At 37.8% G+C, this 14,095-nt stretch carries 21 protein-coding genes; 19 read left to right on the top strand and 2 right to left on the bottom strand.

The annotated features are described in order from the left end of the window. The first annotated feature begins 25 nt into the window (after positions 1 to 25). From AC1Q8M_RS26985 to AC1Q8M_RS26905, 17 genes are all read left to right on the top strand, one after another. Entirely contained in the window at positions 26 to 676 is a 651-nt protein-coding gene (locus AC1Q8M_RS26985; RefSeq protein ID WP_001048997.1) for an adenylate kinase, read from the top strand. Next, entirely contained in the window at positions 676 to 1,422 is a 747-nt protein-coding gene (map, locus tag AC1Q8M_RS26980) for a type I methionyl aminopeptidase (RefSeq protein ID WP_000582539.1), read from the top strand. The genes AC1Q8M_RS26985 and map overlap by 1 nt, the downstream gene beginning before the upstream one ends. A gap of 68 nt (positions 1,423 to 1,490) precedes the next feature. Further along, positions 1,491 to 1,709, top strand: coding sequence for a translation initiation factor IF-1 (gene infA / locus AC1Q8M_RS26975; RefSeq protein ID WP_001029884.1), 219 nt, complete (start codon positions 1,491 to 1,493; stop codon positions 1,707 to 1,709). A gap of 35 nt (positions 1,710 to 1,744) precedes the next feature. Then, positions 1,745 to 1,858, top strand: coding sequence for a 50S ribosomal protein L36 (rpmJ, locus tag AC1Q8M_RS26970; RefSeq protein WP_000868344.1), 114 nt, complete (start codon positions 1,745 to 1,747; stop codon positions 1,856 to 1,858). 21 nt (positions 1,859 to 1,879) lie between these two features. After that, positions 1,880 to 2,245 (top strand): 30S ribosomal protein S13, encoded by a 366-nt coding sequence (rpsM, locus tag AC1Q8M_RS26965; protein ID WP_000090792.1) that lies wholly within the window; start codon positions 1,880 to 1,882, stop codon positions 2,243 to 2,245. A 24-nt stretch (positions 2,246 to 2,269) separates the two neighbouring features. Then, the gene (gene rpsK / locus AC1Q8M_RS26960) at positions 2,270 to 2,659 is read left to right on the top strand and encodes a 30S ribosomal protein S11 (RefSeq protein ID WP_000101797.1); all 390 of its coding nucleotides are present in this window, start codon (positions 2,270 to 2,272) and stop codon (positions 2,657 to 2,659) included. Positions 2,660 to 2,839: 180 nt separating this feature from the next. Continuing rightward, entirely contained in the window at positions 2,840 to 3,784 is a 945-nt protein-coding gene (locus AC1Q8M_RS26955) for a DNA-directed RNA polymerase subunit alpha (RefSeq protein ID WP_000569643.1), read from the top strand. A 35-nt stretch (positions 3,785 to 3,819) separates the two neighbouring features. Next, positions 3,820 to 4,182, top strand: coding sequence for a 50S ribosomal protein L17 (gene rplQ / locus AC1Q8M_RS26950; protein ID WP_000331490.1), 363 nt, complete (start codon positions 3,820 to 3,822; stop codon positions 4,180 to 4,182). Positions 4,183 to 4,285: 103 nt separating this feature from the next. Continuing rightward, a complete protein-coding gene (locus tag AC1Q8M_RS26945) occupies positions 4,286 to 5,128 on the top strand; it encodes an energy-coupling factor ABC transporter ATP-binding protein (protein WP_000711763.1) in 843 nt (280 codons plus the stop codon). Beyond that, on the top strand, positions 5,104 to 5,985 hold the full coding sequence (locus AC1Q8M_RS26940) for an energy-coupling factor ABC transporter ATP-binding protein (RefSeq protein WP_000406539.1): 882 nt from the start codon (positions 5,104 to 5,106) through the stop codon (positions 5,983 to 5,985). The genes AC1Q8M_RS26945 and AC1Q8M_RS26940 overlap by 25 nt, the downstream gene beginning before the upstream one ends. Next, the gene (locus AC1Q8M_RS26935; RefSeq protein ID WP_001186530.1) at positions 5,973 to 6,767 is read left to right on the top strand and encodes an energy-coupling factor transporter transmembrane component T family protein; all 795 of its coding nucleotides are present in this window, start codon (positions 5,973 to 5,975) and stop codon (positions 6,765 to 6,767) included. Before AC1Q8M_RS26940 ends, AC1Q8M_RS26935 begins: the two co-directional genes overlap by 13 nt. Before the next feature lie 14 nt (positions 6,768 to 6,781). Then, the gene (gene truA / locus AC1Q8M_RS26930; protein WP_002094238.1) at positions 6,782 to 7,525 is read left to right on the top strand and encodes a tRNA pseudouridine(38-40) synthase TruA; all 744 of its coding nucleotides are present in this window, start codon (positions 6,782 to 6,784) and stop codon (positions 7,523 to 7,525) included. A gap of 152 nt (positions 7,526 to 7,677) precedes the next feature. Then, positions 7,678 to 8,115, top strand: a complete 438-nt coding sequence (gene rplM, locus AC1Q8M_RS26925; protein ID WP_001260795.1) for a 50S ribosomal protein L13 — start codon at positions 7,678 to 7,680, stop codon at positions 8,113 to 8,115. A gap of 21 nt (positions 8,116 to 8,136) precedes the next feature. Further along, on the top strand, positions 8,137 to 8,529 hold the full coding sequence (rpsI, locus tag AC1Q8M_RS26920) for a 30S ribosomal protein S9 (RefSeq protein WP_000079986.1): 393 nt from the start codon (positions 8,137 to 8,139) through the stop codon (positions 8,527 to 8,529). 162 nt (positions 8,530 to 8,691) lie between these two features. Further along, on the top strand, positions 8,692 to 9,120 hold the full coding sequence (locus AC1Q8M_RS26915) for a DUF2521 family protein (RefSeq protein WP_001101005.1): 429 nt from the start codon (positions 8,692 to 8,694) through the stop codon (positions 9,118 to 9,120). 66 nt (positions 9,121 to 9,186) lie between these two features. Then, a complete protein-coding gene (cwlD, locus tag AC1Q8M_RS26910) occupies positions 9,187 to 9,900 on the top strand; it encodes an N-acetylmuramoyl-L-alanine amidase CwlD (protein ID WP_000822439.1) in 714 nt (237 codons plus the stop codon). 144 nt (positions 9,901 to 10,044) lie between these two features. After that, entirely contained in the window at positions 10,045 to 11,112 is a 1,068-nt protein-coding gene (locus tag AC1Q8M_RS26905) for an Mrp/NBP35 family ATP-binding protein (protein WP_000256623.1), read from the top strand. A 154-nt stretch (positions 11,113 to 11,266) separates the two neighbouring features. Here the strand turns inward: AC1Q8M_RS26905 and gerD are convergent, their stop codons facing one another. Then, on the bottom strand, positions 11,267 to 11,884 hold the full coding sequence (gerD, locus tag AC1Q8M_RS26900; RefSeq protein WP_000821602.1) for a spore germination lipoprotein GerD: 618 nt from the start codon (positions 11,882 to 11,884) through the stop codon (positions 11,267 to 11,269). A gap of 139 nt (positions 11,885 to 12,023) precedes the next feature. Here gerD and kbaA point away from each other — a divergent pair, with 139 nt between their 5' ends. Then, positions 12,024 to 12,635, top strand: coding sequence for a KinB signaling pathway activation protein KbaA (gene kbaA / locus AC1Q8M_RS26895; protein WP_001088531.1), 612 nt, complete (start codon positions 12,024 to 12,026; stop codon positions 12,633 to 12,635). 119 nt (positions 12,636 to 12,754) lie between these two features. On the opposite strand, the gene pdaB is transcribed toward kbaA, so the two are convergent. Further along, a complete protein-coding gene (gene pdaB, locus AC1Q8M_RS26890) occupies positions 12,755 to 13,519 on the bottom strand; it encodes a polysaccharide deacetylase family sporulation protein PdaB (protein WP_000464718.1) in 765 nt (254 codons plus the stop codon). Between the two features lie 170 nt (positions 13,520 to 13,689). Between pdaB and AC1Q8M_RS26885 the strand changes: the two genes are divergently transcribed. After that, the gene (locus AC1Q8M_RS26885) at positions 13,690 to 13,908 is read left to right on the top strand and encodes a hypothetical protein (RefSeq protein WP_000901145.1); all 219 of its coding nucleotides are present in this window, start codon (positions 13,690 to 13,692) and stop codon (positions 13,906 to 13,908) included. The last annotated feature ends 187 nt before the right edge of the window (positions 13,909 to 14,095 follow it).

The following is a 14,095-nucleotide window of genomic DNA, read 5'->3' as shown; positions in this document are numbered from 1 at the left end:
GCTCATGTACTGAGGGGGAACAAGGATGAACTTAATTTTAATGGGGCTTCCTGGTGCTGGTAAAGGTACACAAGCCGAACAGATTGTAGCCAAGTATAACATCCCTCACATTTCAACAGGAGATATGTTCCGTGCAGCTATGAAGGCTGAAACTGAAATGGGTCTACAAGCAAAATCTTTTATTGATAAAGGTGCACTTGTTCCAGATGAAGTTACAATCGGAATTGTTCGTGAACGTTTAAGTCAAGAAGACTGCGTAAGAGGTTTCTTACTAGACGGTTTCCCACGAACTGTTGCACAAGCATCAGCTCTTGAAGAGATTATGAAAGATCTTGGCAAAAAAATCGACTATGTTTTAAACATTAATGTGGATTCAGGGTTGTTATTAAAACGCCTTACAGGCCGTCGCATTTGTAAAGAGTGCGGTGCGACTTACCACTTAGAATTCAATCCACCAGCAACAGCTGATGTGTGCGATAAATGTGGTGGCGAATTATACCAACGCTCTGATGACAATGAAGAAACTGTAGCAAATCGTTTAGATGTGAATATTAAGCAAACAAAACCTTTGCTTGATTTCTACGACGAGCTTGGTTACTTAAAAAGCATTAATGGTGAGCAAGATATCAATAAAGTATTTGCTGATATCGATGTTCTCATCGGAGGCTTAGCGTAATGATCATCTGCAAAACTCCTCGCGAGATAGAAATCATGCGAGAAGCTGGCAGAATCGTTGCTTTAACTCATCAAGAGTTGAAACAGCACATTACTCCAGGAATTACAACGAAAGAGCTCGATCAAATAGCGGAAAAGACGATTCAAAAATATGGTGCTACGCCATCTTTTAAAGGATACAACGGATTTCCGGGGAGCATATGTGCTTCTGTAAATGAAGAGCTTGTACACGGAATTCCAGGAAAGCGCAAGCTCAAAGAGGGCGATATCATCAGTATCGATATTGGTGCGAAATACAATGGGTACCATGGAGATTCTGCATGGACGTATCCAGTTGGAAACATTTCTGAATCTGTTCAAAAGCTACTTGATGTCACAGAAAAATCGTTGTATCTTGGTCTAGAACAAGTAAAACCAGGCGAGAGATTATCAAATATCTCACATGCGGTTCAAACCCATGCTGAAGAGAATGGATTCTCGATCGTTAGGGAGTATGTTGGTCACGGAATCGGGCAAGACTTACATGAGGACCCTCAAATCCCGCACTATGGTCCACCAAATAGAGGCCCTAGATTAAAGCCGGGAATGGTCATCTGTGTTGAGCCGATGGTGAATCAAGGAAGACGATATGTAAAAACACTATCTGATGACTGGACAGTGGTAACGGTAGATGGTAAATGGTGTGCCCATTTTGAGCACACGATTGCTCTTACAGAAGCAGGATACGAAATCCTTACCACTTTATAAGTAGCTGGCTCTCCGGGATTTCAGAGCAGTGTAAAATGTTACTGATTTGAAGAAGGGAGAACTATTGAATGGCTAAAGATGATGTAATTGAAGTCGAAGGTACCGTTCTTGAAACGTTGCCAAATGCTATGTTCAAAGTAGAATTAGAGAATGGGCATGTCGTATTGGCTCACGTTTCTGGTAAAATCCGTATGAACTTCATTCGTATTTTACCAGGAGACAAAGTTACGGTAGAATTATCTCCGTACGATTTAAATCGTGGTCGTATTACGTACCGTTTTAAATAATATAGCACTCCGTAATCTTTAAGGAGGTTCGAGACATGAAAGTAAGACCGTCAGTTAAACCAATCTGCGAAAAATGTAAAGTTATTCGTAGACGTGGAAAAGTAATGGTTATTTGTGAAAACCCTAAACATAAACAAAAACAAGGTTAATCAGAAGGAGGTGCATTCAGAATGGCACGTATCGCAGGTGTAGATATTCCTCGAGACAAACGCGTTGTTATTTCTTTAACTTACGTATTCGGCATTGGTCGCACAACTGCTGAAAAAATTCTTACTGAAGCTGGTATTTCTTCAGAAACACGAGTTCGTGATTTAACGGAAGACGAATTAGGACGTATCCGTGATGTTATCGATCGTATTAAAGTTGAGGGAGACCTTCGTCGTGAAGTATCTCTTAACATTAAACGTCTAATGGAGATCGGTTCTTACCGTGGTCTTCGTCACCGTCGTGGTTTACCAGTTCGTGGTCAAAATTCTAAAAACAATGCTCGTACACGTAAAGGTCCACGTCGTACAGTAGCAAATAAAAAGAAATAATAAGTAAAGGAGGTTGAACTAACAATGGCACGTAAAACAAACACTCGTAAAAAACGTGTGAAAAAGAATATCGAAGCTGGTATAGCTCATATTCGTTCTACTTTCAACAACACAATCGTAACACTTACAGATACTCACGGTAACGCGCTTTCTTGGTCTAGTGCTGGTGCACTTGGTTTCCGTGGATCTCGTAAATCTACTCCATTCGCTGCGCAAATGGCTGCTGAAGCTGCTGCTAAAGTTGCAATGGAGCACGGTTTAAAAACTTTAGAGGTTACTGTTAAAGGTCCTGGTGCTGGTCGTGAAGCTGCAATTCGTGCTCTTCAAGCTGCAGGTCTAGAAGTAACAGCAATTAGAGATGTTACTCCAGTTCCTCATAATGGATGTCGTCCGCCAAAACGTCGTCGTGTGTAATTTTTCTGTATAGAATTTTCCCTTTTGTCTATAATGGATATGATGCATTATCGAGAAATTTCGTACAGAAACATCGCTTGTTGTGCACAATCGGGAACTGCCTAAGGGGGACTTTCGGTTAGACAGGGGTTATACCTTTGTTTAACCGGGGTTTCGACGTTTTGAAGGAGGGTTTAGTTAATGATTGAAATCGAAAAGCCGAAAATCGAAACGGTTGAACTTAACGAAGATGCTAAATATGGTAAATTCGTAATTGAACCGCTTGAGCGTGGATATGGTACTACTTTGGGTAACTCCTTACGTCGTATTCTTTTATCCTCACTCCCTGGTGCCGCTGTTACTGCTATCCAAATCGATGGCGTATTACATGAATTTTCAACAGTTGAGGGCGTAGTAGAAGACGTTACGACGATCATCTTAAACTTGAAAAAGTTAGCTCTTAAAATCTACTCTGAAGAAGAGAAGACGTTGGAAATTGATGTGCAGGGCGAAGGTATTGTCACAGCTGCTGATATTACTCACGATAGTGATGTAGAAATCTTAAATCCAGATTTACACATTGCAACGTTAGCAAAAGATGCGCATTTCCGCGTGCGTTTAACTGCAAAGCGTGGCCGTGGGTATACGCCAGCTGATGCAAATAAAAGCGAAGATCAACCAATAGGAGTAATTCCTATTGATTCTATTTATACTCCAGTATCACGTGTGACTTACCAAGTGGAAAAGACACGTGTCGGACAAGTGGCTAATTATGATAAGCTTACGCTTGATGTATGGACGGATGGAAGCATCGGGCCAAAAGAAGCTATCTCTTTAGGTGCCAAAATCTTAACTGAGCATTTAAATATCTTTGTTGGTTTAACTGATGAAGCACAAAATGCTGAGATTATGGTCGAGAAGGAAGAAGATCAAAAAGAGAAAGTTCTTGAGATGACTATCGAAGAACTAGACCTTTCTGTTCGTTCTTATAATTGCCTAAAACGTGCAGGAATTAATACTGTACAAGAGCTTGCGAACAAAACAGAAGAAGATATGATGAAAGTTCGTAACTTAGGACGTAAATCCTTAGAAGAAGTTAAACATAAACTTGAGGAATTAGGTTTAGGTTTACGTAAAGACGACTGAGGATTTAAACCCATGAACAAAGGAGGGAACTACGAATGGCATACAGAAAATTAGGCCGTACAAGTGCGCAACGTAAAGCTATGTTACGTGACTTAGCTACTGATTTAATTATCAACGAGCGCATCCAAACGACAGAAACTCGTGCAAAAGAACTTCGTTCTGTAGTGGAAAAAATGATCACTTTAGGTAAACGCGGAGATCTTCATGCTCGTCGTCAAGCAGCAGCTTTCATTCGCAATGAAGTAGCTAACGCTGAGACTGGTCAAGATGCACTTCAAAAATTATTCGCTGATGTAGCTCCACGCTATGCTGAGCGCCAAGGCGGATACACTCGTATTGCAAAAATTGGTCCACGTCGCGGAGACGCAGCACCAATGGTAATTATCGAGTTAGTATAATGATAATTAAAAGGGCAGGACAGTTCTTTTCAAGAAACTGGTCATGGCCCTTTTTTTTAAATATAAAAATAGGCGAGCTTGGCGAAGGAAAGGGTGCCTTCTATTGAAAAAAGAGAAACTTCGGATAGGAAATATATCATTTCAATATCCTGGGGCAGCCACGTATGCATTAAAAGATGTTTCATTTTCCTTATATGAGGGAGAATGGGTATCTATTATTGGACAAAACGGTTCAGGAAAGTCTACACTTGCAAAATTATTGAATGGTTTGTTTTTGCCGGAAGCAGGGACTATTACAGTAAATGATTCAATGGTTTTATCAGAGGAAACGGTATGGGATGTTCGAAAACAAATTGGAATGGTATTTCAAAATCCAGATAATCAATTTGTTGGAACAACAGTGCAAGATGATGTTGTATTTGGCTTAGAGAATATCGGAATGCCCAGAGAACAAATGATTGAAAGATTAGAACAGGCCTTACGACTTGTCCGTATGGAAGATTTTCTTAATGATGAGCCTCATTCCTTATCTGGTGGGCAAAAGCAGCGAGTGGCAATAGCAGGCGTTTTAGCACTTCAGCCATCTATTTTAATATTAGATGAAGCAACGTCAATGTTAGATCCTCAAGGAAGACGTGAAGTAGTAGAAACGGTTAGACAACTTGTTAATCAAAAAGGTATTACTGTGCTATCAATTACACACGATTTAGAAGAAGCGGCACAGTCAGATCGTGTCATTATTTTAAATAAGGGAGAAATATTAGAGGAAGGGACTCCAGAAAAAATTTTCAAATCCTCTCATATGCTCCAAGAAATTGGCTTAGATGTACCGTTTTCGGTGAAAATAGCAGAATTATTAAAAAGAAATGAAATTCTTTTGCAAAATACGCATCTTACAATGGAAAGCTTGGTGAACGAACTTTGGAGATTACATTCCAAAAAGTAGAACATCGTTATCAATATAAAACTCCATTTGAAAGACGCGCACTTTATGATGTAGACGTGTCGTTTCCAAGTGGGGGCTATTATGCCATTATCGGTCATACTGGTTCAGGTAAGTCGACGATGATTCAACATTTAAATGGTTTATTGCAGCCGACAAATGGTACAGTTCAAATTGGTGAACATTTGATTTCGGCAGGAAAGAAAGAAAAAAAGCTAAAGCCACTACGTAAAAAAGTAGGGGTTGTCTTTCAATTCCCAGAACATCAGTTGTTTGAAGAGACTGTGGAGAAAGATATTTGTTTCGGCCCTACTAATTTTGGGGTATCTGTAGAAGAAGCGAAGCAAAAGGCAAGAGAGGCAATTGAACTTGTAGGGTTAGAGCCAGAACTGTTAACACGTTCACCGTTTGAGTTAAGTGGCGGGCAAATGAGGCGTGTTGCGATAGCGGGTGTATTGGCGATGGAACCTGAAGTGCTTGTATTAGATGAACCTACAGCAGGTCTAGATCCAAAAGGGCAGAACGAACTTATGCAGATGTTTTATAAGTTGCATAAGGAGAAGGGGCTTACAGTTATCCTTGTAACGCATAATATGGAGGATGCCGCTCAGTATGCGGAGCAGATTGTAGTTATGCATAAAGGAACGGTCTTTTTGCAAGGAAGTGCAGAGGAAGTATTTTCACATGCTGATGAACTAGAGAAAATTGGTGTGGATCTTCCTATGTCATTAAAGTATAAACGTGCAATTGAAGAGAAGTTTGGTATTTCAATTCCAAAGGCTACCTTATCTTTAGAGGATCTTACTCATGAAGTTGTGCAGGTGTTACGAAAAGGTGGTCATGAATCATGCAGCAGTTGATTATTGGGAGATATATCCCAGGGAATTCACTTATTCATCAACTTGATCCACGTACGAAGCTGCTGATTGTCTTTTTATATGTATTTGTTGTTTTCTTAGCAAATAATGCGATTTCATATGGATTTTTATTTTTATATGCACTCATTGCTTTATTTTTTGCAAAAGTGCCGATTCGTTATGTACTTTCGGGCTTAAAACCAATTTTATGGATTTTTCTTTTTACATTTTTCCTGCATATTTTTACAAATAAAGAGGGGGATGTACTACTCCAGCTTGGTTGGTTTTCGATACATGAAAAAGGATTAGAGCAAGGGATATACATTTCTGTACGATTCTTCGTTATTATTTTAATGACGACATTATTAACGTTAACGACGACACCTATTGAAATTACAGATGGTTTGGAGACGTTATTAAAGCCGTTGAAGCGTATAAAGGTTCCTGTTCATGAAATCGCATTAATGATGTCAATTTCTCTTCGTTTTATTCCGACATTAATGGATGAAACGAGTAAAATAATGAAAGCACAAGCATCACGTGGTATTGATTTCGCTGGGGGACCGATAAAAGATAGAATGAAAGCTATTATCTCACTGCTTGTTCCTCTGTTTATCAGTGCTTTTAAGCGTGCAGAGGACTTAGCTATTGCGATGGAAGCTCGTGGATATCAAAGTGGTGAAGGACGTACTAAATTTAGGCAACTACGCTGGAAAACAAGCGATACAGTAACGATTGTAAGCTTATTTTGTTTAGCTTGTATTTTGGCATGGGTGCGATCGTAATGGAGAATAGAGAAATGGATAGAATAAAATGTACGGTTGCATATGATGGCATGCATTTTTGTGGTTATCAAATTCAGCCGAAGCATCGTACTGTTCAACAGGAGATAGAAAAAGCATTACAGAAATTGCATAAGGGAGAACTTGTTCGTGTTCAGGCATCTGGTAGAACAGATTCTACGGTTCATGCAAAAGGACAAGTCATACACTTTGATACTCCTTTGTCTCTTGAAGAGTGGCAATGGAGTAACGCTTTAAATACAATGTTGCCAGATGATATTGTTATTAGGCAAGTAGAGAAAAAAACAGAAGAGTTTCATGCACGTTACGGTGTTGAGAAAAAAGAATATCGTTATCGTGTATTATTATCAAAGACTGCGGATGTATTCCGTAGAAATTACGTATATCAATATCCATATCCGCTCGAAATCAAAAAAATAAGAAAAGCAATTCCGTATTTTATTGGAACGCATGATTTCACTTCTTTTTGTTCGGCAAAAACTGACAAAAAAGATAAAGTGCGAACAATTTATGAAATCGAGTTAATTGAGCAAGACGATGAATTAATTTTTCGTTTTGTAGGTAATGGATTTTTATATAATATGGTCAGAATTATTGTTGGTACGTTACTTAACGTAGGGCAAGGAAAGCTTGATCCTGATAGCATTCCAGAGATTTTAGCGAAACAAAATCGTCAGTTTGCTGGAAAGATGGCTCCAGGTCATGGGCTTTACCTATGGGAGGTAAACTATAACAACTAATCCTGGTGTAACATTTGCTTGACATTAGAAACTCAAAAGTATATCATAACATATGGTATTGTTTCTAAAACCACGATTAGCCCCGGAAGGAAATCGTGTTTAAGATAAACAATAGATTTTTTCTATGGAAAAGATAACGAGGAGGGAAACACATGCGTACGACTTTTATGGCAAAAGCTAACGAAGTTGAGCGTAAATGGTATGTGGTTGATGCTGAAGGTCAAACTTTAGGTCGCCTATCTACTGAAGTAGCATCCATTTTACGTGGTAAAAACAAACCTACATTTACACCACACGTTGACACGGGTGATCATGTAATTATTATTAACGCTGAGAAAATTCATTTAACAGGTAATAAATTAAACGATAAAATTTACTACCGTCACACTAACCACCCAGGTGGACTTAAGCAAAGAACAGCTCTTGAAATGCGTACAAACTACCCTGTACAAATGTTAGAGCTTGCAATTAAAGGCATGCTTCCAAAAGGACGCTTAGGCCGTCAAGTTTCTAAGAAACTTAACGTGTATGCTGGAGCAGAGCATCCACACCAAGCACAAAAACCAGAAGTTTACGAACTTCGCGGATAATTAATTAAAGGAGGGCTTACTTTGGCACAGGTTCAATACTATGGCACTGGACGTCGTAAGAGTTCAGTAGCGCGCGTACGCCTAGTTCCAGGCGAAGGACGCGTTATCATTAACGGTCGTGATTTTGAAAACTATATCCCATTTGCTGCATTACGTGAAGTAGTGAAACAACCTCTAGTTGCAACAGAAACTTTAGGTAACTACGATGTACTTGTAAACGTAAATGGTGGTGGATACACTGGTCAAGCTGGTGCTATTCGTCACGGTATTTCTCGCGCTTTATTAAAAGCTGATCCAGAATACCGTCTAACACTAAAACGTGCAGGTCTATTAACTCGTGACGCACGTATGAAAGAGCGTAAAAAATACGGTCTTAAAGGCGCACGTCGTGCACCTCAGTTCTCAAAACGTTAATTTTTGCGAACTACAAACCCCAACCATTTTGGTTGGGGTTTTTTTATGTTTCATTCCTCTTTTGTAATTTTTATAGCTTGGAATATTTTAGTGCTACCACCGCGCGTATGCTTCTTCTTTAGAAGTTTAGACTAATACGTATTAGGGAGGTTTATAAGTACTATGAATGTCATTGTCAGCTTACAAGAAAAACAAAAAGAAAAGCAGTTAAAATACGAGCGGAAGATGTTGCGGGAATTATCATTAAAAACATTACGTTCAAATATTCGTGATGCCTTTCAAATGCAAGAGCTTCATCGTCAGTATGAAGATTACTGTATTGAATTAGGGATAGAATCTTATTTATTAGGAGCGAGATATAGTAAATTTGGTTATTATGGTGAATCGTTTTTTGATGTGAAATATAGAGCTTTAGAAGAAGAACAACAATTAACTGAAACGCTATTTCAATTTTTAACGAGTATGACTATGCGAGAAATAAAGTTGAAAGATGAGGAATTACTTTTTGAATCTTGTCAGCAGTTTATAGGATTGTGGTGGCAAGAAGGGTATGAAAAAGGTGAAAGAAGATATCGATTAAAGCTTCATTAAGACAAGCATAAACTTTCCTCTTGTCCCATATAAGTAATTAGAGGGACTAGCTGGAGGAGGAAAGGTATGAAGAGAATTCGAATTATCTCTTTTGCACTCGCTGCGGTTGTATTGTTTTTTTTAGTCAAACAAGAATTTCAAATTACAAAATCGTGGCGAGCTTGGAATTTACCCTTATCAGGGAAAGTAATTGTATTAGATGCTGGTCATGGTGGACCAGATGGAGGGGCTGTTGGAGGAAAGGATATTATAGAAAAGGATATTACGCTTGAAATTACAAAAAAGGTACAAGACTATTTACAAGAACAAGGTGCACTAGTTATTTTAACGCGTGAGGGAGATTATGATTTAGCTAACAAAGATACAAAGTCATATAGTAGACGTAAAGCAGAGGATTTAAAAAAACGTGTAGAAATCATCAATAAACCTGATGTAGACTTTTTTGCAAGTATTCATTTAAATGCTTTAACTAGTAGTGGATCAAAAGGCGCACAAACGTTCTATTACCGCTCTTCAATTGAAAATGAACGTGCTGCAAAATTTATACAGGCTGAATTGAGAACAAGTTTAGAGAACACGAATCGTTCTGCTAAGACAATTTCGCATGTGTATTTATTAAAGTATTCTAAAACACCAGGTGCTTTAATTGAAGCCGGCTTTTTATCGAATGTGAACGAAAGGTATATGTTAAATTCGGAGAAATATCAGCAAAAGGTAGCGGCTGCAATATACCGGGGTATATTACGCTATTTCACGGAAAAAGGAAATCCTCCAGAATAAGGAGGATTTTTTTGAGTTTCTCTCGTTAACGAAGTTTTCGGAAAATATGTTATACTGGAAATGTAAACGCATTTATTTCAAGAATAAGCAGAGATAAATTCAATTAACATTACGTTATTTTTCATACAGGGGGCTGGGCTAATTATGGTAACGAAAGAACAAGTGGTTGAAGCGTTAGAAGGGATTGTAGATCCGTTTTTACATAAAACATTAAAAGAAACAAGTGCAATTAAAGAGGTAACAGTCAAGCCTGAGAAGGAACATGTGAGTGTCAAAATTGCAATCGTAAAAACTGGTACAGCGGAACAAATGCAGTTGCAGTCTGGAATTGTAAAGTTATTAAAAGAACTTGGAGCAGCAACAGTTGGACTTCGTTTTGCAGAATTTACAGAAGAGGAATTAGCTCAGTTTGCACCAGAACAAGAAGCAGAGCAAAGTGAATCTTTATTGTCACCAAATTCAAAAACGACATTCTTAGCAGTAGCGAGTGGAAAAGGTGGCGTGGGAAAATCAACCGTTTCCGTTAACCTTGCAGTTGCTTTAGCTCGTTTAGGAAAAAAAGTTGGTATTATTGATGCGGACATTTACGGTTTTAGTGTGCCAGACATGATGGGGATAGAAAAACGTCCCATCGTAAGAGGTGATAAGATAATTCCGGTGGAACGTTTAGGTGTAAAGGTAATCTCAATGGGCTTCTTTGTAGAGGATAATGCACCCGTTATTTGGAGAGGACCTATGCTTGGGAAAATGTTAAACCACTTCTTCACAGAAGTAGAATGGGGCGATTTAGATTATTTAGTATTAGATTTGCCACCAGGCACAGGTGATATTGCGTTAGATGTGCACTCAATGTTGCCATCTTGCAAAGAGATTATTGTAACGACGCCGCATCCAACAGCTGCGTTTGTAGCAGCGCGTGCTGGAGCGATGGCATTACGCACTGAACATAGTATTCTCGGTGTTGTTGAGAACATGGCATATTTTGAAAGTAAGGTAACTGGTGAGAAAGAATATGTATTTGGAAGAGGTGGGGGAGATAAGTTAGCTACCGAACTACAAACAAATGTTCTTGGGCGTATTCCACTGCAACAACCCGATTGGAATAAAGAAGACTTTGCTCCTTCGGTATATGAAGATACACATACAACCGGCATTATTTATAGTAAAATAGCTGAAACAGTAATTGATAAAACAGCTGTTACACAAAAATAAAGCGAAACTTTAATCAGTGGGGCTCATCTGTTACTGGCAACAACTAGTAAACCTTTCGCTTAACTAGAGGGCCATTTTGTCTGTTAATAGCAAGATAAAGTAATAACGAGTGGACAATTTATACATTGTCCACTCGTTATTATAGTTATTATTTTTACTGTTCTTCCTTCTTCTCGCCTTGAGAACCGCCGTCACCACCTGCTTCTTTCTTATCAGATCCACCTTTTTCAGCCTTTTGTACACCTTTACTAATGATATCAATCATCTTGGCTTGGAAGAGTGGACTTTCAGTAGTTTCTGTTAGTACTTGTTGTAGATATTGACGGTATTCTTTACTCTTCATTGTTTGTAACATCATTTTTTCTACTTCAGGATTTTTCATAATTTCTATAACGCCTGCTTGGTATTCAGGGTCTTTTAATAAGGTTTTCATTAATTGGGTTTGTTCTTTCCCCATACTTTTAGCAAACTTTGATGAGAACTCAGGATCTTTAAAGAGCTTTTCCCAGAATTGTTGCCCTTTATCGGATACCATGGCATCTTCAATCGTTTTCTTTACTACTGTTTCATCTAGTATGAGTGCTTGTTTCATTTTTTCATCAGTTAATACATCTTGAATAGCTTTCTTACCTTGATCTGTTTTTAAAATATCAACAATCATTTTCTTTGTTTGATCGTAATCTAGTTCGGATTTCGTTTCTTTTCCTTGTGCGCATGCTACAAGTGCGATAAGTAGAAAAGAAGAAACGAAAATGAATAGTATCCGTTTCATAAGTTGGAACTCCTTTCAGCACAGTTCTCTCTTTTTAATATAAATATCTTTAAGGAATTTATACATGAACATGGCTAGCTTTTTGAAATTGTCATTGATACAATTTAATTAGAAATATAAGGATAATGGGGGATGTGTTGTGAATAGCCGCAAGTGGGTACGACTATTTTTAACGACGTTGTTTCTTGGTGGGATTAGCACAGTTATTATTGGTTTTGTTTTGGAGTGGGACAGGTACAATGAATTTTTTCAAAATTTCGACGTTAAGGAGATTTTAGCGGTATCTTTCTGGTTGATGGGTGTAGGATTTATTTTTAGCGTTATAAGTCAAATGGGATTCTTTGCATATTTAACAATCCATCGTTTTGGACTAGGGATGTTTCGCTCATCGTCTTTATGGAATGCAGTCCAGCTCTTTTTTATTGCATTCGTATTATTTGATTTTGTGTATTTAAGATCTGTACTTATTGCAAATGGGGAAATCTCATTGGGGAATAACATACTTGTTGCTGGAATTTTATTTGTGTTTGGAGCAATTGTTGCTTATGTAAAAAGTAAAGAAACAAATAAAAAAGCATTTGTGCCAGCTCTGTTCTTTATGGTTGTTGTAACGATTCTTGAATGGGTACCGGCGCTTCGGATTAATGATACAGATTGGTTATATTTAATGGTTATACCGCTATTGTTATGTAATGCATATCAATTACTTGTATTACATCGTTTAATCGGAAAAACGAGTAAATCTGCTTAATAGAGAGAGGTTTTATATATCAGCAGTTATATTACTGGAAATGGTGTGATTAAAAAAGCTCTACCACCTTTTTGAAAGGTAGTAGAGCTTTTTATACGTGAAGAGTAGTAGGGACGAAGCTATTTCACATCTTCACTTTTCGTACTTGTGTTGGAAATAAGTTGTGATACGGATATTTGCTCATATCCATCACTTTTTAATTTTTGCAGGAGCAGCGGTAAAGCTCTATTTGTTTGAAGGGCAGAATCGGATGCGTGTAATAAGACAATATCTCCACCTTTCAAATTATTAGAGACGGTGGAAACGATGTGATTTACACCTGGGTTTTTCCAATCGTTGGAATTATTACTCCAATGCACGACGGTGTATCCAAGTGATTCTGCAATTTTAAGGGTTACCTTGTTAAATTCGCCACTAGGTGGACGTAACAGCTTGACTTGTTTTACCCCAAGTTTTGTAAAAACATCTTGTGCTCGTAGAAGGTCTCGTCTTATTTCGTTCGTCTCTAGAGAAGTATAGGATGTGTAATTGTAACCCATACTACCAATTTCGTGTCCATCTTTCATGATGCGCTCTACAATATCGGGGTGTCTTTCGGCCCATGCAGCAGAAAGGAAGAAGGTTGCATTCTTAATTTGTCTTTCTTTAAGAGTATCAAGGATTGGAATTGCTTTTTTGTCTCCCCAACTAATATCAAACGTAAATGCAACTTGCTTTTTAGCGGTATCTCCTTTGTAAATTACTTTAGGACCTGTAGCAGTTGAAAAAGCAGATTCATGTGAATATGTTTTTAAAAAGAGTAGCCATGCTGTAAATAAGGAAAGTATCACTATTAAGCTAATGTGTTTAAAAGTTCTCTTACTCGTAATAAAAAAGAAAAACATAATATTACGCCCCTTTGTCCAATCCTTTTCAGTTACATATATGCTGTAAATATAAAAAAGAGAACAAAGGATTAATATCGTAAGTAGTGGATATAATGAATGATAGGATTGTAATAAGTGAAAATGAGCGAAACGTTTATTGTTACGTAAGGAATTATTGAGGTGATCATTTGCTTGGGCTGATGTTGACAAAAGAAGAGAGAAAAGAGATGGAATACATATTAAAGAGAGAGTTAGAGGAACTTTTATTTGATTTTGAAGATGAGCGTATTCATGAAGTTGTAAAAAAGGCGATGGAAGAAAGATATAAAATCATTTTTTGTTTATTTCGGAGAGTTGCTAACGCAGAGGAATGTATTCGTTATGTAAGAAAAAGAACTTTTTATTAAAAAGTGTTGACGTTAATAGTTTGTATATGGTAAATTAATAAACGTCGCTGATGCGGAAACGCAGAAAACGACAAAAAAGAAATTGAAAAACTTAGTTGACATCGAAAAACGAAGATGTTAACATAAGGAAGTCGCAAATGAGCGACCAAGTAGTTCTTTGAAAACTGAACGAAACAAACAACGTGAA

The sequence above is a fragment of the Bacillus sp. GW823-FHT06A10 genome (assembly GCF_058795375.1).
Note: the sequence above shows the minus strand (reverse complement) of the source record. Positions and strands in the feature narration are given on the sequence as shown.